The 20,391-nt window shown below is 57.0% G+C and carries 16 protein-coding genes and 3 tRNA genes; 17 read left to right on the top strand and 2 right to left on the bottom strand.

Annotation, left to right across the window (positions count from 1 at the left end):
• Positions 1-114: 114 nt before the first annotated feature.
• The 7 genes from M3668_RS00930 (at position 115) to M3668_RS00900 (ending at position 6,034) form a co-directional block, all read left to right on the top strand.
• Positions 115-813, top strand: coding sequence for a DUF6318 family protein (locus M3668_RS00930; protein ID WP_251378958.1), 699 nt, complete (start codon positions 115-117; stop codon positions 811-813).
• A 215-nt stretch (positions 814-1,028) separates the two neighbouring features.
• Positions 1,029-1,805: a hypothetical protein gene (locus M3668_RS00925; protein WP_251378957.1), complete on the top strand. Its 777-nt coding sequence runs from the start codon at positions 1,029-1,031 to the stop codon at positions 1,803-1,805.
• Positions 1,806-2,012: 207 nt separating this feature from the next.
• Positions 2,013-2,084 (top strand) — tRNA-Gln (locus tag M3668_RS00920).
• A gap of 23 nt (positions 2,085-2,107) precedes the next feature.
• Positions 2,108-2,180: transfer RNA gene (locus tag M3668_RS00915), tRNA-Glu, on the top strand.
• A gap of 190 nt (positions 2,181-2,370) precedes the next feature.
• A tRNA-Glu gene (locus M3668_RS00910) sits at positions 2,371-2,443 on the top strand.
• 125 nt (positions 2,444-2,568) lie between these two features.
• Positions 2,569-4,326, top strand: coding sequence for a GTPase (locus tag M3668_RS00905; protein ID WP_251378956.1), 1,758 nt, complete (start codon positions 2,569-2,571; stop codon positions 4,324-4,326).
• A complete protein-coding gene (locus M3668_RS00900) occupies positions 4,319-6,034 on the top strand; it encodes a dynamin family protein (protein ID WP_251378955.1) in 1,716 nt (571 codons plus the stop codon). The genes M3668_RS00905 and M3668_RS00900 overlap by 8 nt, the downstream gene beginning before the upstream one ends.
• Positions 6,035-6,170: 136 nt before the next feature.
• Here the strand turns inward: M3668_RS00900 and M3668_RS00895 are convergent, their stop codons facing one another.
• Positions 6,171-6,887, bottom strand: a complete 717-nt coding sequence (locus tag M3668_RS00895) for an IclR family transcriptional regulator (protein ID WP_251378954.1) — start codon at positions 6,885-6,887, stop codon at positions 6,171-6,173.
• A gap of 215 nt (positions 6,888-7,102) precedes the next feature.
• On the opposite strand from M3668_RS00895, the gene leuC reads away from it, so the two are divergent.
• The 6 genes from leuC to M3668_RS00865 all read left to right on the top strand — a co-directional run bounded on the left by leuC (position 7,103) and on the right by M3668_RS00865 (position 13,807).
• Positions 7,103-8,524, top strand: coding sequence for a 3-isopropylmalate dehydratase large subunit (gene leuC / locus M3668_RS00890; protein ID WP_251378953.1), 1,422 nt, complete (start codon positions 7,103-7,105; stop codon positions 8,522-8,524).
• Positions 8,525-8,585: 61 nt separating this feature from the next.
• Positions 8,586-9,173 carry a 3-isopropylmalate dehydratase small subunit gene (gene leuD / locus M3668_RS00885; protein WP_251378952.1) on the top strand — a complete coding sequence of 196 codons (588 nt, stop codon included), beginning with the start codon at positions 8,586-8,588 and terminating at the stop codon, positions 9,171-9,173.
• Positions 9,174-9,406: 233 nt separating this feature from the next.
• Complete coding sequence (gene murA / locus M3668_RS00880) at positions 9,407-10,729, top strand: UDP-N-acetylglucosamine 1-carboxyvinyltransferase (protein WP_251378951.1); 1,323 nt, start codon at positions 9,407-9,409, stop codon at positions 10,727-10,729.
• 1 nt (position 10,730) lies between these two features.
• The gene (locus M3668_RS00875; RefSeq protein WP_251378950.1) at positions 10,731-11,507 is read left to right on the top strand and encodes a lysophospholipid acyltransferase family protein; all 777 of its coding nucleotides are present in this window, start codon (positions 10,731-10,733) and stop codon (positions 11,505-11,507) included.
• Between the two features lie 23 nt (positions 11,508-11,530).
• Positions 11,531-12,616 carry an NAD(P)H-dependent glycerol-3-phosphate dehydrogenase gene (locus tag M3668_RS00870; RefSeq protein WP_251378949.1) on the top strand — a complete coding sequence of 362 codons (1,086 nt, stop codon included), beginning with the start codon at positions 11,531-11,533 and terminating at the stop codon, positions 12,614-12,616.
• Between the two features lie 63 nt (positions 12,617-12,679).
• Complete coding sequence (locus M3668_RS00865) at positions 12,680-13,807, top strand: D-alanine--D-alanine ligase family protein (RefSeq protein WP_251378948.1); 1,128 nt, start codon at positions 12,680-12,682, stop codon at positions 13,805-13,807.
• A gap of 66 nt (positions 13,808-13,873) precedes the next feature.
• Here the strand turns inward: M3668_RS00865 and M3668_RS00860 are convergent, their stop codons facing one another.
• Positions 13,874-14,413, bottom strand: coding sequence for a DUF3515 domain-containing protein (locus M3668_RS00860; RefSeq protein WP_251378947.1), 540 nt, complete (start codon positions 14,411-14,413; stop codon positions 13,874-13,876).
• Positions 14,414-14,557: 144 nt separating this feature from the next.
• Between M3668_RS00860 and M3668_RS00855 the strand changes: the two genes are divergently transcribed.
• Genes M3668_RS00855 through M3668_RS00840 form a run of 4 tightly spaced genes read left to right on the top strand, consistent with a single transcriptional unit; the run spans position 14,558 to position 20,316 of the window.
• The gene (locus M3668_RS00855; protein ID WP_251378946.1) at positions 14,558-15,526 is read left to right on the top strand and encodes a hypothetical protein; all 969 of its coding nucleotides are present in this window, start codon (positions 14,558-14,560) and stop codon (positions 15,524-15,526) included.
• Between the two features lie 20 nt (positions 15,527-15,546).
• The gene (gene thiL / locus M3668_RS00850) at positions 15,547-16,563 is read left to right on the top strand and encodes a thiamine-phosphate kinase (protein ID WP_251378945.1); all 1,017 of its coding nucleotides are present in this window, start codon (positions 15,547-15,549) and stop codon (positions 16,561-16,563) included.
• Complete coding sequence (locus tag M3668_RS00845; RefSeq protein WP_251378944.1) at positions 16,544-17,482, top strand: DAK2 domain-containing protein; 939 nt, start codon at positions 16,544-16,546, stop codon at positions 17,480-17,482. The genes thiL and M3668_RS00845 overlap by 20 nt, the downstream gene beginning before the upstream one ends.
• Positions 17,479-20,316, top strand: coding sequence for an ATP-dependent DNA helicase RecG (locus tag M3668_RS00840; protein WP_251378943.1), 2,838 nt, complete (start codon positions 17,479-17,481; stop codon positions 20,314-20,316). Before M3668_RS00845 ends, M3668_RS00840 begins: the two co-directional genes overlap by 4 nt.
• Positions 20,317-20,391: the final 75 nt, after the last annotated feature.

Genomic DNA, 20,391 nt, shown 5'->3' with positions numbered 1-20,391 from the left:
ACAAAGGGGAGTGTTCAGGGCGGGTAGTTTGAGCGGGCTTGCCCTGGCACAAGTCCAGTGGTAGAAAATGAAACAAGCATTGACTTATATCACACTAGCCTTGGAGTAATTCTCATGCACTCACCCCGCTACCTAACCCAAACCCTTACTCTGGTTGCCCTTAGTGCCATGGTCTTGAGCGGCTGTGGGGAGAAGGCAACTGGTAGCATCCCGGAGCCTGGCGATAGTTCTTCATCGGCTGCTTCTTCTGTTTCGGTATCTGCCGGGGGCGCTGGTGCTTCTGACGGTGCTACTGCTGAGGTGACTGAGCGCTTTTCTGGTGGGTCTAAGGCGCCTGAGGGGGAGTATCGTGCTGCTGACGAGCAGGGCCCGGCTCAGAATGTGCCTAAGCCTGAGGCTCCTGCTGGGATGAATGTTGAAACTACCGAAGGCATGGAAAAGTTCATTACCTATTACCAGGACATGCGCAACTATGCTTTGCAGACTGGCGACGTGGATGGTGTGCGGCAGCTAGTTGATGAGTCCTTTACTCAAGAGCAAGATTTTTTTGATTCGTTGAAGGAAATTTATAAGTCTGGCGGTTGGGTTATCGAAGGTAAATTAACCATTCATTACAACAAGGATTTAATTACATCTATGGATGATAGCGTCTACTCTATTGGTAGCAATTTTGAACAAGATGACTCAGTGCTGTGGTACGACGGTGAGGCTACCTACACAGACAATTCAGATTCAATCTATGAAGGAATAGATTTTAGAGTCCAGTTCAAAGATTCTAAATGGAAAGTTCTAACCTCACAGGCAATCAAATAGTCATGAAGCGTTACGTTGGTTCTGTATTTGTAGCAGTGACTATTTCTTTGTGTTTAGCCGTACCTTCCGCAGTTGCTAATACATCCGGGAGCGTTAACGAAACCGGTTTTGACGTGAAAATAAATAGGAGCAAGTTTCTGGATGGACAAAGACCACGTCAGGTAAAAGAAACCCCAAAATCTGAGCAAGTTCCCGGCGATTCTGCTGCCCCTGCCATGAAACTTATACAGTTCAAAGAACATAAAAATCCTGAAGATAAGCGTGCCCGGTTAGCTGAAGGAGCCTCGCTACAAACAGGTTCCTACTGTTTGGCCTCAGACGGCACCTTAGGCACTATGGGTGTTGTCCCCGCTGACTGGGGTGAAGGTTCAGATACTCCCTACTACAACAACGGTGTTCCTCTGGGCTGTATCGCTCTAAACCCTGATGAACTTGAGGACGCGGGTCTTGAGCTTGCCGAAGTCGATGGTGAGATGGTTGTCCAGCCTATCCGCATCCAGTTGACAGTGGAGGATCTGCAAAGCTTTCCCATTACTCCTGCAGATGCCCATCAAGAGCGAGCTCCCCATACCTTGAAAAATTACAACACCAACTTTTGGGCAGATGCCGATGTCCAGGAGTTCCAGCGTCAAATAGCTGGGCAACAGGTTCAGGTGAGAGCTACGCCAGTAAGCTACACATTTGTTTATGGTGACGGTGGGCAACTAGGTCCTGTCTCGCATGCGGGGTATCAACTGGGTGAGGATGTCTGGGATGAGGAAACCCCAACCAGCCACAAATATACGGTGCCGGGTGACTACCAGTTCAGTGTGGTGACAGGGTATCGAGGTGAATTTAGCGTTGATGGCGGTCCTTGGGAAGTGATTGATGGAACGGTGGAACGCCCCAGTGAGGGTCAGTTGGTTCGGGTGTGGCGGACGCAGGTGGGTTTGGTGGCTGATGATTGTTCGGCTGCTCAAGGTGCTTGGGGTTGCCCCGGCGCTGACCGGTAAGCAATCCAGCAAATTAAAGACAATTTACGGCGGATTAGAGCCGGCTCCACCCCTCTAAACTTTGGTATTGCAGAGCCCATTTAGGGCGCAAATTTAGGTGTGACTCAGGTCTACCTATTTCAAGTTGCACACCCCGAGTAAAGCGTATAGAGTTATTACTCGTTGCGGCGATGAGTTTGAAGAACAAAACGCAGCAACAAACAATAATGGGATATGGTGTAATTGGCAACACTACGGTTTCTGGTACCGTCATTCTAGGTTCGAGTCCTGGTATCCCAGCGAACAGCTTGAAAAGTTGTTACGGCCCCATCGTATAGCGGCCTAGTACTCCGCCCTCTCACGGCGGCAACACCGGTTCGAATCCGGTTGGGGTCACAGGCAAGAAAACCTCCACTCATTTGAGTGGAGGTTTTCTTTATTAAACCCACCATTCACTAAACGTCCCGCTGCCAAGCTTCGGTTTGAGCGTGATGCAAAGCATTGCTCCTAGGTTTGCACCAAAACCCACCTTGCCTATATGCTTATATCTGTTGCTCTTGAGGAGTAACGCTTCAGAAATGAAGACGGCCCCATCGTATAGCGGCCTAGTACTCCGCCCTCTCACGGCGGCAACACCGGTTCGAATCCGGTTGGGGTCACAGGCAAGAAACCTCCACTCATTTGAGTGGAGGTTTTCTTTTTATTTAGAGCTCCTATGCCACACTAGCGCTGTTTTACCGTATAGTTCACTCTTTATCCAAGCCCTACGTGCAAGAATAGAATCGTGCACAACGAAACTATCACTCACACTTTGCAGGGCGTGCGCGAGGCCCGCGACACGCTTGCCGCAACGCACTTTCCCTTGGAAACCGGGGGAGCAGGAACTGCTCGAGATCTGGCCCGCAAAACGGTAACCCAGCTCGATGATTACATCATCCCTAAACTCTCCAGCCTTGACGCCCCATTGACCGTGGTGGTTGGCGGTTCAACCGGTGCCGGTAAATCTACGCTGGTGAACACTCTCATCGGTGAGCCCGTCACTCGGTCCGGCGCTATCCGCCCCACCACCCGCCAGCCAGTTCTGCTACACCGTCCAGAGGACGCTGGAGCATTCACTCCTGAGCGTATATTGCCTAATCTGGTGCGCGTCCCCGTAGGACCAGGTGCGGCTCTTCCCGGCGCTAATCCTCACAACGGCCAGGACGAACTGGTTATGGTACCCGTGCCTGGACTGCCCGCCGGCGTTGCCTTGGTTGATGCCCCGGACTTTGATTCAGTTTCAGATGAGAACCGACGTCTGGCTAAGCAGCTCCTGGCAGCTGCTGACTTATGGCTCTTTGTCACCACGGCTAATCGCTACGCCGATGCTGTGCCCTGGGAGATCCTTCGTGAAGCAGCTAAGCGTGATATCACCATTGCGGTGGTGCTCAACCGTGTGCCTGAAGGCTCTGAAGATGAAATTGAAGCTGACCTGACCCGTATGTTGGCTGAAGCCGGTATTACTGCCGCGCTGATTATGTCCGTTACTGAACAGGACCGTGATGATCAGGGTCTGCTACCCGCCGTCGCGCTGACTCCGTTGACCTTTTGGCTACGTAGCTTAGGTGCTGACGCTGATGCTCGCAGCGCCATTGCACGCCGCACTCTGGAGGGTGCGGTGCGAGGCGTGGCTGGCCAAACACACCAGCTCGCTGACGCCCAGCGGGAACAGGAAGACGCCGAGCGTGCTCTGCGCCAAAACCTGAATGACGCCTACGCCCACGCCTTTGAAAACGTCAAGGAATCCACTAAAGACGGTCAAATGTTGCGCGGTGAGGTGCTCACCCGCTGGCAGGATTTTGTGGGAACCGGTGAGTTCTTTCGCTCGGTGGAAAGCACCGTCGGCAAAATCCGCGACCGAATCTCAGGTTTCCTGCGCGGCACTCCGCCTACCAAAGTTGTTGAGGTAGAGCAGGCTCTAGAGGTTGGCTTGCATTCGGTGATTATGGAAGAGGCCGCTGCAGCGGCCGAAACAGTTCAGCGCCGCTGGCTCGAGGACCGAGCCGGCCGTGCTCTGCTGGCAGGTGAGGATCTGGGAGGTCAGGATAAGAACTTCCCTGAGGAAATCGCTGAAAGCATCCGTGCCTGGCAACAGGATGTCATGGACATCATCTCTCAGGAGGGCGCCGACAAGCGCCAAAAGGCACGTTTCATGTCGCTGGGCGTCAATGTCACAGCTGTGATTCTGATGATTGCTGTCTTCTCCATGACCGGTGGACTAACCGGTATCGAGGTGGGTATCGCTGGTGGCTCAGGTGTGGTCGGTCAGAAGCTTCTCGAAGCAATCTTCGGTGAGGACGCTGTGCGCCGCATGGCTAACCGGGCTCGTGAAACCCTCGAAGCCCGCGTCAAAGAACTGCTGGACCGTCACGCCCAGCGTTTTGAAGACCGCTTGAACAGCCTAGAGATGGGCCCGGACCACCAGGCGCTTGAAGATGTAGCAGTTACCCTCACCTCAGCCGGTGAGACCATGATGGCAGGGGAGCAGAACCAAGATGGCTGAGACCAAGAAAGACCAGAGTCATACCGCTCTAGCCCTGCGCGTTGCCGCACTTGAAAAAGCGGTAGAGCTGGGCGCCGACCGCCTAGAACCTGAACTTCTGCACCGAGCAACCGATGTACTAGCGCGCACCGGAGCCCGCCGTGAGCTTTCTGCCGAGCACACCGTGATCGGCTTTTTTGGCGCAACGGGTTCTGGTAAATCAACCCTCTTTAACGCCGTGGTCGGCAAAGAAATCGCCAAGAGCGCTGCCCGCCGCCCCACCACATCCGTTGCTCAGGCTGCGGTCTGGGGCAAGGCTGGCGTTGAGCCCCTGCTGGACTGGCTGGGCGTTGAAAACCGCACCTACATGGACGAGGATGCCACCGAAGCCACCGAAGCTCTCAACCGCGCTGACGTCCCGGTCACCGTGGGCATGTGGAATAAAATCCGTAAATCTGTGGGGCACGCAAAAACAGAAGAGGCAACCGGCGGACTAGTATTGCTCGATCTGCCGGACTTTGACTCGGTGGAGGCCTCCAACCGCGTCATCGTTGAAAAAATGGCGCAGTGCGTGGACGTGCTGGTCTGGGTTATGGATCCCCAAAAATATGCCGATGCCGTCATCCACCAGGACTTCATCGCTCCGCTCGCATCCCACGGCGCTGTTACCCTAGCTGTTCTCAACCAGGTGGACCTCCTGGACCCCGCAGAAGTGCCAGCGGTACTCGATTCACTCAAACTTCTGCTGGCACAGGACGGGCTTTCTTCCACTCTGGTTGCTGCCCCCCTGGCAGTCTCAGCCCGCACTGGTGAAGGCGTGCCCCGTCTACGCGAAGTTCTGGGGCAGGTTGCTGTAGCAAAGAATGCCGCACTAGAACGTATCGATGCTGATTTGCGCACGGTGGGTGCTGATCTGGGTCGCCAGGACGGTGGTGGGCATCCTCGCGGAATTACCCTTGAGAATACTGAGCAACTTGAAGCTGGCCTATACGCCGCATCAGGTGCAGATGGCATTGTGAAGGCTGCAGCTAACTCCTATAAGTTGCACGCGGCTGAGAAGACTGGCTGGATTGCAACCCGCTGGTTGCTCAAGGCTCGCAAGGACCCTCTGAAGCGTCTGGGCCTGCACAAGGAGCACGATGGCGCACCGATTTCTAAGTCTTCTCTGCCTCCGCTGGGTGCCTCTCAGAAAGCGGCGATGAGCACCTCTCTTCGTACCTTTGCAGGTGATGTTTCTGAAGGCGTAAATGAACCCTGGAGCCACAGTATCAGGGATTCAGCTCGCACCTATGAAGACCAGCTGCCCAGCGAAATCGAGCGTGCTATTGCCACCGTTCACTATGATGCGGGCAAGAAGCGCTGGTGGTGGCAGGTGCTTAACGTCTTCCAGTGGTTGGGTATCGTTGCGGCGCTCGTGGGTCTGCTCTGGCTCACCGGTCTAGCCCTCGCTACTTACTTCCAGATCGTTCTGCCGGAACCACCTACCGTTGAAGGCTTCCCGCTACCTGTCCCGACCCTGCTAGTGATTACGGGTCTGCTGCTGGGCATCGTGATAGCGATGCTGGGCAGGCTCGTCGCGGCAGCTGGGCACCGCATGTACGCTCGTGGAATCACGCGCCAGCTAAAGAGCAATGTTGCGGACGTTGCTCAACGGGCTGTGGTGGCACCGGTCGAAGATGAACTCAACCGTCTAGCTGACTACCGGGCAGCTCTAGAGCAGGCTCGATAGCATCCGGCTGTCAGCACAGGCAGATGAAAGCGTGCTGACTCCAGATCAAAACTAAAGATGACCCTTGATGCGGACTAGAATTTGTCCGGATCAAGGGTCACCTTTTCTGATGCTGAGCTGAAGAGCTGATGGGTAACTAGCTACGCAGTGCCTCAGTGAGAGCGGCGGCAGCTTCACAGACCACTTCGGCGTGTAGCCTGCCGGGCTGACGGGTGAGGCGCTCGATGGGACCTGAGATTGAGATAGCTGCAATAACCTTGCCAGCAGGGGAGCGCACGGGAGCTGATACCGAGGCGGTGCCGCGCTCTCGTTCCCCCACCGACTGTGCCCACCCGCGGCGTCGCACCGCAGCTAGCATGGTGGCAGAGAATCGGGCGTTATGTATGCTTTCAACAAGGCGTGCCTGCTCTTCCCAGGCAGTGAGAATCTGAGCTGCAGATCCAGCCTTCATAGAGAGCTGGGTGCCCACGGGGATGGTGTCGCGCAGGCCAATGGGGCGCTCCGCTGAGGCAACACAAACGCGCCAATCGCCCTGGCGGCGGAAAACCTGGGAGGATTCCCCGGTAGCATTGCGCAGATTGTTGAGCACAGGCCCGGATGCTGCAATGAGGCGGTCTTCGCCGGCGGCAGATGATAGCTCACCCAGGCGTGGGCCCAGCATGAACCTGCCCTGAATGTCACGAGCTACCAGACGGTGGTGGGTCAGTGCCACGGCCAGACGGTGGGCGGTGGGGCGGGCGAGGCCGGTTGCTTCAACCAGTTGGGAGAGCGAGGCGGGGCCAGCTTCAAGGCAATCAAGAATGTGGGCGGCTTTGTCGAGGACGCCGACGCCGGAGCTGCGGTTTTCCTGCATGAGGTCAGTCTTTCACCTGGTGGAGACGCACGGGCGGTGCGGTCTCGTATCGCGGTCAGTGTGTGTTTCTGGGTGTGAAACCGTGGGGCTAGGATTGTGTCCGTGTATCTATCATGACTTCTCATATTCTGATATGCAAGTTCAGTTATTGGAAAGTTTGAAAAAACACGGTCACACTGGTGTATGACAGTACTTATTTCGTTGATGGAGGACTCATGGATGGTGTAACGGGTATTAAGCCCCGCACCCTGGCGGAGAAGGTATGGGACGCGCACACCGTAGTGCCCGGCAAGGGCGGCAAGCCCGATCTTCTCTACATCGATTTACACCTGGTGCACGAAGTTACCTCACCGCAGGCTTTTGAGGGCCTCCGCCTTGAAGGACGCCCTCTGCGTCGTCTTGACCTCACCATCGCAACTGAGGATCACAACACCCCCACCGAGAACATCTTCTCAACGATTGCCGATATCACCTCACGCACCCAGATTGAAACCCTGCGCAAGAACGCTGAAGAGTTTGGGGTGCGCATTCACTCACTAGGTGATGCTGAGCAGGGTATCGTGCACGTGGTTGGCCCCCAGCTGGGCCTCACCATGCCCGGTATGACCGTGGTCTGCGGTGACTCCCATACCTCGACCCACGGCGCCTTTGGGGCGCTCGCCTTTGGCATCGGCACCTCAGAGGTCGAACACGTCATGGCTACTCAGACCCTGCCTCTGGCGCCCTTTAAAACCATGGCGATTAACGTTGAGGGAACGCTGAAGCCCGGTGTTACTGCCAAGGACATCATCCTGGCAGTCATCGCCGAAATTGGCACCGGTGGTGGCCAGGGTTACGTGCTGGAATACCGTGGTTCTGCTATCCGGGGTCTCTCTATGGAGGGGCGCATGACCATCTGCAACATGTCCATTGAGGCAGGTGCCCGTGCCGGCATGGTGGCCCCCGATGAAACGACCTTTGAATACGTCAAGGGCCGCCCCCACGCACCTACCGGTGAGGACTGGGACGCTGCGGTGGGCTACTGGAAGACCCTTCCTACCGATGAGGGTGCGACCTTTGACCGTGAAGTCTTCATCAACGCTGATGAACTTGAGCCCTTTGTTACTTGGGGAACCAACCCCGGTCAGGGCATCCCACTCTCCCAGTCTGTTCCCTTCCCCGAGGACTTCGGCGATGAGAACGAACAGAAGGCTGCTAGCCGTGCCCTGGACTACATGGGCCTAACCGCTGGTACACCGATGAAGGAGATTCCCGTTGACGTGGTCTTCTTGGGATCCTGCACCAACTCCCGCATCGAAGATTTGCGGGCAGCTGCAGACATCGTCAAGGGGCACAAGGTGGCAGACGGGGTGCGCATGATGGTGGTGCCCGGCTCCCAGAAGGTACGTGCACAGGCTGAAAAAGAAGGTCTGGATCAAATCTTCAAGGACTTCGGCGCCGACTGGCGTTTTGCAGGCTGCTCTATGTGCCTGGGTATGAACCCTGATCAGCTGGCACCGGGGGAGCGTTGCGCCTCGACCTCTAACCGTAACTTTGAAGGGCGCCAGGGTAAGGGTGGCCGCACGCATCTGGTGTCACCTCTGGTAGCGGCAGCTACCGCCATCCGCGGTACCTTGGCATCGCCTGCTGACCTCTAAACTCCTCTGAACCCTGACCTGTCCCCGGACGTACCCCGGGGCGCACCAGAAAGATTGAACTATGGAACCGATTAAGAAGCACACCGGCATTGGCGTGCCGCTGCGATCATCCAACGTTGATACCGACCAAATTATCCCTGCCGTTTACCTTAAGCGAGTCACTAAGACCGGCTTTGATGACGCCCTTTTTGCAGGCTGGCGTAAGGATGAGAACTTTATTCTCAACCAGGAGCCCTACAAGCACGGCAGCGTGCTGGTAGCTGGCCCTGACTTTGGCACCGGGTCCTCCCGCGAACACGCGGTCTGGGCACTGAGAGATTACGGTTTCCGCGTGGTGATTTCAGCGCGCTTTGCCGATATTTTCCGTGGCAACTCAGGTAAACAGGGGCTAGTAGCGGCCCAGGTGACGCAGGATGACGTGGAACTGATATGGAAGCAACTTGAGGCAGAGCCGGGCACCGAGGTCACCGTGGACCTCGAATCCAAGACTGTGACCGTGGGCGCCCTCACCGTACCCTTTGAAATTGATGACTATGTGCGCTGGCGTCTCATGGAAGGCCTTGACGATATCGGGCTGACCCTTCAGCATGAAGAAGCTATCACTGAATTCGAAGCTTCCCGCCCCGCCTGGTTGCCCCGCACCCAGTAGCTAAACCACTTCTACGAAAAGTTCGCAAGGACGCCGGTGACTTATCCCCGGCGTCCTTTGGCTTTTGGCTGAGAGGTAACCGCGACACCTGCCAACGCCTGGACTAAAGGTGCTAAGGGTTGAATTGGGGGCTGTAGGAGTGCCTATTACCGGTAATACATCTCAGCTGCACATGAGAACATCACTTAAAGGGTAAACTTACCGGGTAAGAAACTTTTTAAGATTGGACACACATGGTCAGCGCACTGCGTATTGAAGGTGGCACCCCTCTTAAGGGCGAGATTAACGTCCGCGGTGCTAAGAACTTGGTTCCCAAGGCTATGGTTGCTGCTTTGCTTGGCTCAACCCCCTCAGTGCTCCGCAACGTCCCTCAGATTAAGGACGTTCAGGTTGTCACTGACCTTGTTGAACTGCACGGTGTATCCGTAGATTACAACATGGAAGCCGGCGAGCTGCGCATGGACCCCAGCAAGGTGTCTGTAGCTAACCACACCGACATTGAAGTTCACGCCGGTGACTCTCGTATTCCCATCCTTCTGTGCGGCCCGCTCCTGCACACCATTGGTGAAGCATTCATCCCTGATTTGGGCGGCTGCAAAATTGGCGACCGCCCCATCAACTACCACCTGCGCGTTCTAGAGCAATTCGGCGCCAAGGTGGAGAAACTGCCCACCGGCATCAGCATGCGCGCCCCCGCAGGCGGGCTTCAGGGCGCAGCTATTGAGCTAGAATACCCCTCGGTGGGTGCCACCGAGCAGGTTTTGTTGGCAGCTACCCGCGCCAAGGGCAAAACAGAGCTTAAGGGTGCTGCCATAGAGCCCGAAATTATGGATCTCATCTCTATCTTGCAGAAGATGGGCGCCATCATCACCGTTGAAACCGACCGTCAAATCATCATTGAGGGTGTGGACGAGCTTACCGGCTACAACCACTTTGCTATGCCTGACCGTAACGAGTCAGCCTCCTGGGCCTCGGCTGCGCTTGCAACCCAGGGCGACATCTTCGTCCGCGGTGCCAACCAAAAGGATCTCGCGACCTTCATTAACGTCTACCGCAAGCTCGGAGGCGGCCTGGATATTCAGGACGAGGGCATTCGCTTCTTCCACAAAGGTGGAGACCTGAACCCCCTCTTCGTAGAAACCAACGTGCACCCCGGTTTCATGACCGACTGGCAGCAGCCCCTGGTGGTTGCCATGACTCAGGCAAAGGGAGTGTCGGTGCTCCACGAGACGGTCTACGAGAACCGTTTCGGCTTTACCGACGCCCTAGTGCGCATGGGCGCCTCAGTGCAGTTGCACCGCGACTGCCTTGGCCCCGCAACCTGCCGTTTTGGCCACAAGAACTTCTTGCACTCAGCGATTATCACCGGTAAGACCCCTCTGCGCGGTGCTGATATCAACGTGCCTGATCTGCGCGGTGGTTTCTCCCATGTGATTGCGGCACTCACCGCTGAGGGCACCTCCAACGTCACCGGCGTTTCGGTCATTTCCCGCGGCTATGAGCACTTTGCAGATAAGCTCACTGCTCTGGGCGCAAAATTCGAGGTCTCCGCTTAAGATGGCTGCCAAGAGTTCCTCACTGGGTGATATCAGCCCCACTGCCAAGGGTGATGCGGTATATCGGTTGGCAGGTAACCTGCTCAGACCGCTCTATCATCTACCCATGAAGATTGATATCACCGGTATCGAGAAACTGCCGCAAGAGGGCGGCTACATTGTAATCTCCAACCACCTAACCGTGGTTGACCCGATTACTGCAGCCTACCCCCTCTTCATCAGGGGCGTTTTACCCCGGTTTCTTGCTAAAGAGGGGCTCTTTCGAGTGCCAGTTCTGGGGTGGCTCATGCGCCAGTGCGCTCACATCCCCGTCAGCCGTGGTTCCGCGCAGGCCGGTAAGTCCCTGGACGTTGCGCGCAACGTCCTGGACGCCGGGGGAGCGGTACTCATCTTCCCCGAGGGCACCCTCACCAAGGATCCAGAACAGTGGCCCATGACCGGTAAAACCGGTGCAGCACGCCTTGCTTTAGCAACCGGTGCCCCCGTCATTCCCATTGCCCACTGGGGTGACCATGAATTCTGGCCCCGTGGTGGAAAGCCTCGCTTTGGGTTCCCCCGTAAGAAGGTGCAGATTGTAGTGGGCGACCCCATTGATTTCAGCGATCTTCTCACAGGTACCGAGCCGGGAGCTAAGCAGAACCGCCAACAACTAGCGGACGCTACGACCAGAATGCTGGATTGTGTCACTGACTTGCTTGAAACCATCCGCGGTGAAAAGGCGCCAGCCGGGCGCTGGAACGCTGTGCTAGGTGTGCGCCAAGCATCCGAGAATAACTAGAACCCCGGAGTAGAAAGGCAGATATGAGCACTTCTCTTCCACCAAAAGTAGCTGTTCTTGGTGCCGGTAGCTGGGGCACTGCCTTTGCCAAAGTAGTGGCGGATGCGGCTACCGCTGCGGGAAGTAACCGTCAAGTGGTGCTCTGGGGCCGTAAACCAGACGCTATGGCGCAGATGGCCAGCACTCGTATTAACGAACCCTACTTCCCGGGGGTAAAGCTACCGGATAATCTGGAGTTCACTTCAGATGTGGAACAAGCACTACATGGCGCTCACATCGTTGTTCTGGCGATTCCAGCTCAGGCGCTCCGAGCGCAGCTTGAAGTTTTTGCGCCTCTCCTCGAGCCTTACGCGGTTCTGGTTTCACTCGCCAAGGGCCTCGAGATGGGCAGTGGTCTGCGCATGAGTGAAGTGATTATTGAAGTACTTCAGGGCAACCTAGTTGCCATCGACGCTCCCCCTGAAACTATTTCTGGGGTCACTGACCGAGTTACCGTGCTTTCTGGGCCCAACCTTGCCAAAGAAATTATCGTTGAGCAGCCCACCACCTCCGTGGTGGCAGCTACCACTCTGGAAACAGCACAGAACGTAGCTTCAATTTGCGCAGCAAACTACTTCCGCCCCTACACCAACACCGATATTATCGGTGTTGAAATCGGCGGGCTGGTTAAGAACGTCATCGCGCTTTGCGTAGGAATGTGCGAAGGGAAGCAGTACGGAGACAACTCAAAAGCTTCGGTGATGACGCGTGGACTAGCAGAAACAACCCGTCTTGCCCTGGCACTGGGCGGCAAACTGGAGACCATGAGCGGACTAGCTGGCATGGGCGATCTCATCGCTACCTGCTCATCCCCGCTCTCACGTAACCACACCGCTGGCCGCCTCCTCGCAGAAGGTATAGAGCCAGACCAACTGCATACCGTTATGAGCCAGACCGCTGAATCCATAAAATCAGCTCCGGTTGTGGCAGAACTCGCGCGAAAAGTGGGGGTCGCCATGCCTATCACTGAAGCAGTGGTAGAAGTTTTGAACCGTACAATATCAGTTGAGCAACTGGCACCGGCACTGCTGGGTAGAGCGCTTAAATCAGAGAGCGATCACATTAGCTAGCGGTCGCCGAATAAGGCCAGTTCAATCTACCGATCGTCTCAGACCACCTATCGTAAGGATGCCATGACTCTTTCGAGCCAGAAGCCCACCGTCGCACTCCTGTGTGGTGGCCGCTCATCGGAGCACTCGATTTCTTTGATTACCGCCCGCGGTGTGCTTGGAGCTATCGATTATGAAAAGTACAACGTCGTCACCATTGGTATTACCCGCGATGGGCGTTGGTTTTTGACCGATGAAGATTTTCTAAACCGCCTGCTGGAAGAAAACGCACTGGCAGACTTCCCGGCTGAGGGCAAGCAGGTTTTTCTTCCCCTGGGCGGGGGAGACAACCGCCTGCGACTCATTGATTCCAAGGACGAGACCCACGTTGAAATGGGCCCTGCCATTGACGTGGTATTCCCGCTGCTGCACGGCCCCTTTGGTGAGGACGGAACCGTTCAGGGTCTGCTAGAGATGGCTGACCTGCGCTACGTGGGCTGCGGTGTGGCGTCCTCAGCCATAGGCATGGATAAACACTTCATGAAAGTTGCTTTTGAAGCCGCGGGTCTGGAGGTTGGGCCCTATGAAGTAATCACCCACCGCCAGTGGGTACAGAACCCTGGTCAAGCCCGTGAACGCATCCAGGCGCTAGGCTACCCAGTCTTCGTAAAACCCGCACGCGCTGGATCATCCTTCGGCATTACCAAGGTGAATTCTGCTGAGCAGCTCGATGCCGCCATTGAAGAAGCGCACAAATATGACCCTAAACTTGTCATCGAAGCGGGAATCCTGGGGCGAGAAATTGAGTGCGCGGTGCTCGATGGCCATCGATCAGCTAACCCGCTGGCTTCACATCCCGGTGAAATCGTGATGATGGATCGGGAACACAGCTTCTATGATTTCGAGTCTAAGTACGTCTCTAAGACCAGCGCTGAAACCCGCTGCCCCGCAGACCTACCTACCGACGTCGCCCAGCAGCTGCGAGAGCTAGCCGTTGAAGCTTTCCTGGCAGTAGACGGGGAGGGCCTGTGCCGCGCCGACTTCTTCTACACAGAAGACGGGCACCTGGTGATTAACGAAGTTAACACGATGCCAGGCTTTACCCCCATTTCCATGTATAAGACCATGTGGGAGAACACCGGGGTGAGCTACGCTCAACTGATTGATGAACTGATCACCCTGGCTCTTGAACGCCCGCTAGGCCTGCGCTAAGACAAAACCCCGCGTTATCATTTACCAGTGAAAACGCGGGGTTTTGTTTTGTGTATTTATTGCTGTTTAGGCAGATGATTCAGCAGTCTCTATGTCAGAGAGAGTGTCATCAATATTGGTGCATTCTTGCTGCTGAGGAATTTGGCCCACCGCCGAAGCAATTTCTGCCAGCAGGGTTGATGAGGAAATTTGGTCAGCATCGAAGGTGATCTGGATGGCGGGTGTACGGCCGAACGTCTCCGCTACCCAGGTGCCCGTGGCGCTTTGCTCACCACTTTCAGCCATTTGTTCATCGGCTGGTTTGATGATCCAGTCGATACCATTGACCGAAGCGCAGGGGTCTGCAATTGGTGCGGTCGGCAAACTGACCCCGCATTTAAGAACGGACACGGTCGGCTCGCCCCAGGCAGTAGTGCCCTGAGCGGTGGTCTCACGCTGATCAAAACCGCCGAGCGTTTCAGGCATAGCGACCATAGCGTAGGCGCAGACCGGATTGGCTGCGTCCTCAGCAGGTTGGAGGTTAACAGCTCGCGGGCCGCAACCCGAAAAAGCGAGAGATAAAGAGCAGACTACGGTAAGAAGGGTGGTCTTTTTGAGCGTGTTCACCCAATCATTCTAACGCCTGCCTGTCTATCTATATGATGCCCTCACGCCGAGCATGTTGAACCCAACATTTCAACTGAAGGTAACATTCGGTAGGGTAGTACAAAAGATTTAGGTAACTGAGACTGTGTGAAAGGGGATGATCGGATGCGTCGTATACGCAATGCACTAACCGTTGCCGGGGCACTTGGTGTCATGGTGCTACCCGTGGCAACGGCAATGGAAACAGTTCCTGCACCAGAGGCAACAACGACCCCGAGCGCAACTGCAACCGCTTCACCGACCCCCACATCTTCTCGCAGCGCCCCCGCTGAAGTTACTCCCGGCACCCCCTCGCCGCAGCAACCGACGCCCTCTCCTGAGCTAACCTCTGAGCCAACGCCTGCCCCAACTTCTGCCCCAACGCCTGAGCCAACCTCTGAACCAACGCCTGAGCCAACCTCTGAACCAACGTCTGAGCCAACCTCTGAACCAACGCCTGAGCCAACCTCTGAACCAACGCCTGACCCCGGACCTAGCGAGGTTCCCAGTACGGTGCCGGCGTCGCCTCAGCCCAGCACGCAACCAACTGAAGAGGTGGAATCCGTCCCTGCACTGCCTCAGCCGAGTGACGAGGCTCAGCCCCTGCGACCTGCACCTCAGCAAAGCGCTGAAGAAGCTCAGGGGTCTGTGGCTGCTCTTTCCCCTTGGACGCTCGACTCAACCTTCAATAGCGACCGTATAATCGGCGTTATTACCCCTCCGCTTGCTCCCGTAGATTCTCGCGAAGCCACCGCAGTGGCTTCTGGCAGGCTACCTGCATCTGTTCTTGGGCTCACCAATCCCCAGTACGTTGAACGGCAAAGCTATGATGGCACCTTAGGGTGGGTTGAAGGTTTTCTTAATTCCAATAGCGACCCCTCGCCCCGCTCTGACTCCAGCACCGCTGCCGGTGTGGTGGGAGCAGAAGCGCGTGAAGGCGGCGTTAGCTCCATGCCCAGTGGTAACGTTTTTGAACGAGGTATAGCCATTGTGAGCGGTTCTGGCCCGCTCGTGGTTTTCACCGCAATTGCAGCATGTGGGCTTCTGCTCATCGTGGGCAACTTTATGCGCCAGAGTCGAACCGACAAACGTTAGGTAAGGGTAACCACCCCATCATGCAAAGAGCACGAGACGTCAGTGAGGACGAGCTGCTAGAGGCCTTCTTACCCATCATTAAAAGTCATAACACCAAGGCTGACCGTCTCGTGCTTGGCCCTGGTGACGACTGTGCTGTGCTTGATCTACGCGACGGGTTGACAGTGATCACCACCGATACCCAAACAGAAGACCAAGATTTCCGACGCACGTGGGCCAATGGCATGGTAACAAGCGGGTACGATGTGGGGTGGAAGGCTGCGACTCAGAACCTGGCTGATATTGCTGCCATGGGGGCCGCCCCACAGACCCTGCTCATTTCTCTGACACTCACCCCAGATACGCCCGTGACGTGGGTAGAGGACTTTGCCCGCGGGGTGACCGAGGCCTGCACCGCCCAGGGCGCTGAGAAGTGCAGTATTTCTGGTGGAGATTTAGGAGCCGGAAGCGAGATTTCGGTGACGGTTACTGCTGTAGGAACCTGCCTCGCCCCGGTCCTTCGCAGCGGGGCTCAAACCGGGGACGCACTCGTCCTGGCCGGAGCGGTGGGTACCGCCGCCGCTGGCCTAGCCTTGTTAGAGAACTCTTCTAGCTACCAGCTCACCCCCGGGCTGTCTGCTTGTATTGAAGCTCAGCAAAGACCGTGCTCACCGCTAGCCAGCGGTGCCGCTGCAGCTCACCAACTCACTGCCATGCTTGACGTTTCAGATGGCCTGCTGCGTGATGCTGGGAGAATAGCCCGAGCGTCCTGCGTTAACATTGATATAGACGCTGCTGCTCTATCGCCCTGGGTCGCCAGGGTCCAGGAGACAGCGGATCTGTGCAGGGCACCAGGCCAGAGCGCCGATGACCTCGCCCTGCACTGGGTGCTAACCGGTGGGGAAGACCACGGTCTGCTGGCGACTTGCCCAGCAGACGCCGTGCCCGCTGGCTTCACCCAGATTGGTAGGGTGACCCAGCCGGGAGGCTCCGTGACCGTTGATGGAAAAACTTACCGTGCGAAGGGGTGGGACCACTTTGAAGCAACTGCCCGCTAACTGGTGGCTGCCCTGGCTGGTGCGCGCTCGCACCCTGCTGGTTGAACACCGAAACTTACTTAACCGCATCAATGTTTTTCCCGTAGCTGACGCTGATACAGGAACTAACCTCGTTGCAACCGTAGGGCGGGCAGCTGATACCGCGGGACTAGCCGATGAACCTGATTTCGCAACCGCCGCACGCGCTGCTTTGCGAGGTGCACGGGGAAACTCTGGCACTCTAGTCTCAGTGTGGTTGCTGGGCTTAGCCGGTGAGCTGGAGGGGCTTGATTGTCCAGATGTAGCCCAGCTACATCATGCCCTGTTAGCAGGTGCCCAGCGCGCCCAGAGCGCGCTCAGTCAGCCCGCTGAGGGAACCGCTCTCACCGTGATGTCAGCCTTAGCCGCCGTACCGCCTACAGAAAATTTTGGGGGCTACCTGGCCAAGCTGGTGGATGCAGCTGAATCGACTGTACGGCAAAGCGCCCATGCTGAGCACGCGCGTCATGGTTGGGTGGATTCAGGTGCACTCGGAATGCTGCTCGTAATTGCTGCTCTGTACTCCGCGATAACCGCTACAGAGGCTACCGCTGACTACTCTGATCTTCTGGTTCTTCCCCCTGCTTTTGAAGGCAAAAAACTGCTTGATTCAGAGGTTGCTGGTGCTAGGACACAACCTCAAGTGGAGGTGATGTGCACCATGCAGTTGCCGGTCTATGAAGTTACCGCCCTACGTAGCGCCCTGGATACTATTGGGGATTCTGTGTCCATCGCTCAGGTGTGCGCAGGACATGAGGCTCTCTGGGCTATTCACGTGCACGTTGCCAAAGAGAGGGATGCTCTGCGAGTCTTAGAAGCCGCGGGTGAGCCTCAGGACGTGCGGGTGACAGCCTTAGACACCGCTGAGCATCAGGAGCGACATGCCGGAGAACTTGCATGAGCGATGACGCTCTTTTTGATGTGCCGGTTAGTGGCACAACAACCAACTCGGGCAAGGCGCGGGAGCAGAAAGCTTCGACAGGTGAAGCTAGAAAAAAACCGAGCAAAACTACCCGCCGCGTCACGGCGAGCGCCAAGACTGGGCAAGCGTCCAGCTCTAAGTCTAAGAGCCCAGCTCAGACTAAAACCAGTGGCAAACCTGCCCGCCGCAGAACTAAAAAGACTGAGCCTCTGCCCGAGGAAGCGCGGCAGGCACTGGCCCGTTATGCTGCCGAAGACCGCTTAGAGAACGCTAAGCTCAGCACCTATCTGGGGCCAACGACGGCTAAATCCTTGAAGACCCATCTGGGCCTTGAAACGGTGGGTCAGTTACTGGAGTACTACCCGCGAAAATACCTGCCTCGCGGGGAGCTAACCTCTTTTAGCTCCCTGCTCGAAGGGCAAGAAGCAACCATCGTGGCTAAGGTGTTGAGGGTGACCACCCGCACCATGGCTTCCCGGCGCGGCTCCATCACCGAAATCACCATCACCGACCACCTTGGCGGCGACGAAATCGAGCCTACCCAAGAACCTTCCGTTAGCTTTGCCGTCCAGTATGGGCGCGCCAATACGGACATCCCTAACCCCAACGCCTACCGTGGAGCTGCCGCACCCGCGACGGTAACCGGGCCCTACAGCAACCCCCGCATTACCGGCTCAGCTGGCTACGCAGCTGGTGCCGCCGGCTATGCAGATACTTACGGTGCATCTGCCAGTTACAACCCCGGTGCCGTCTTTGGGGGTTATGCAACTGACAGCTACGCCATGGTGGGCAATCAGCGCACCATGACGCTCTCATTCTTTAATGCCTGGACGGCTGCCCGTGAGATTCATGAAGGCGACCAGGTGATGTTCTCGGGCAAGGTAGGCACCTATCGGGGCGAGCTAACCCTGACGAACCCTCACTATGCGGTGCTCACCGACCGTAGCGCTCCTGAACCGGTGGGGGAGCAGGCCATTGAGCGTGCCCGAGCTAAAGCCGGCGCACCCATCCCCGTCTACCGGGCCAGCCCCAAATGTCCGACTGACCGTGTTGCTGCGGCGGTCGAAACCCTGCTAGATGCAGCGCCGCTTAACGAACTCGAAGACTCAGTGCCCTATACCGTGCGTCGAGCCCGCAAAATACCCTCCCTGCAGTGGACCTACCGCGCTGTCCATACTCCCGATACGGAGGAAACCTGGCGAGCTGCCCAGCACTCCCTGCGCTATCGCGAAGCCTTTGTGCTCCAAAGCGCTCTAGCCCGCATTCGGGCAGCCAGGGCAGCACACCAGACGCTTGCCCGCCCCTTTGTGCCCGGCGCTCACGCTGACCGCCTGCTCACCCTGTTACCCTATAAACTCACCGAAGGGCAGCAGAAGGTCGGCGATGAAATCAAAGCTGATCTGGCATCAACCGTGCCGATGAACCGTTTGCTCCAAGGCGATGTGGGATCAGGCAAAACTGTGGTTGCCCTGCGTGCCATGCTGCAGGTTGCTGATAACTCTGCACAATCCGCACTGCTAGCACCCACCGAAGTGCTGGCAGAACAGCACTATCGCTCGGTCTGCGAGATTCTGGGCGACCTTCTCGATACTTCACCCTTGGACGCGGCGCCCCTCGATACCGTACAGGACAAGTTGGCCCCCGCAGCGGCGTCCTCATCAAAAGCTAGCGGCAAAGTGCGGGTGCTACTTCTGACTGCATCTCTGAAGACTAAAGCCAAGCGAGAGACCCTTCTAGCTATCGCCTCTGGTGCTGCGGATGTCGTCATTGGCACCCACGCCCTGTTAGCCGAGGCTGTGCGGTTCGCTAACCTGGGCCTGGTGGTGGTCGATGAGCAGCACCGTTTTGGTGTGGAACAGCGCGATGCCCTGCGCGGCCCGGGCGGCGAGCTGCCCCACCGACTGGTGATGACGGCAACCCCCATTCCCCGCACCGTTGCCATGACGGTCTTTGGTGACCTCGACACGTCCGTGCTGGATCAGCTCCCGGCTGGCCGCCAGAAAATATCGACCTACGTGGTGCCACTGGCCGAAAAACCCTCCTGGGGCGAGCGTCTGTGGCAACGGGCTCGGGAAGAGATTGACGCGGGCCATCAGGTCTATGTGGTGGTCCCCAAAATTGGGGGGACCGATGCCCCCAAAGACCTTGAAGCGGGGGAGACCCTTTTCGGTTCAGGCGCGCAGGAGAGCGCCCGTGACGCTCTGGCCTCCGTAGAATCTGTACTCGAACAGCTAGAAGATACCCCCGTTCTGGCAGGCACCCGCATCGCTGGCTTGCACGGGCGGATGGACACGGCCGAGAAAAACCGGGTCATGACCGAGTTCAGCGATGGTCAACTTGACCTGCTGGTCTCAACCACCGTGATTGAAGTGGGTGTTAACGTCCCCAACGCCACGCTCATGATTATCATGGACGCCGACCGCTTTGGCATCTCGGGGCTGCACCAGTTGCGTGGGCGTATTGGCCGAGGTTCACTCCCCGGTACCTGCCTGCTGGTGACTAAGCAACCGGCGGAGGGGGTCTCACGTGAGCGTCTCACCGCCGTTGCCAGCACGACCGATGGCTTTGAGCTCTCCCGCATCGACCTGGAGCAGCGGCGCGAAGGCGACATTCTGGGGGCTGCGCAGTCGGGTAAGAAATCCACTCTCAAACTGCTGCGCGCCCTGACCGATGCCAAGCTGATTGAAAGGGCCCGGGAGGACGCCTTTGCCCTCATTGAGACTGACCCCACCCTGGCCGCGCACCCCGACTTGGCGCGCACCATCGACCGGGCGTTGGACGCAGACCGCGAAGCATTTTTGGGCAGGGGCTAGGAGCTCTGCCTAGCCGCTGTCTTCCTAGCTCCTTCTGTCAGTGTGCGGTGTTGCCCGGCTTTGGACTAGGCTAGA

The organism is Rothia sp. P100 (genome assembly GCF_023712425.1).
Taxonomy (GTDB): domain Bacteria; phylum Actinomycetota; class Actinomycetes; order Actinomycetales; family Micrococcaceae; genus Rothia; species Rothia endophytica.
The sequence above is the reverse complement of the archived record's forward strand: the minus strand, read 5'-3'. Positions and strand labels throughout refer to the sequence as shown.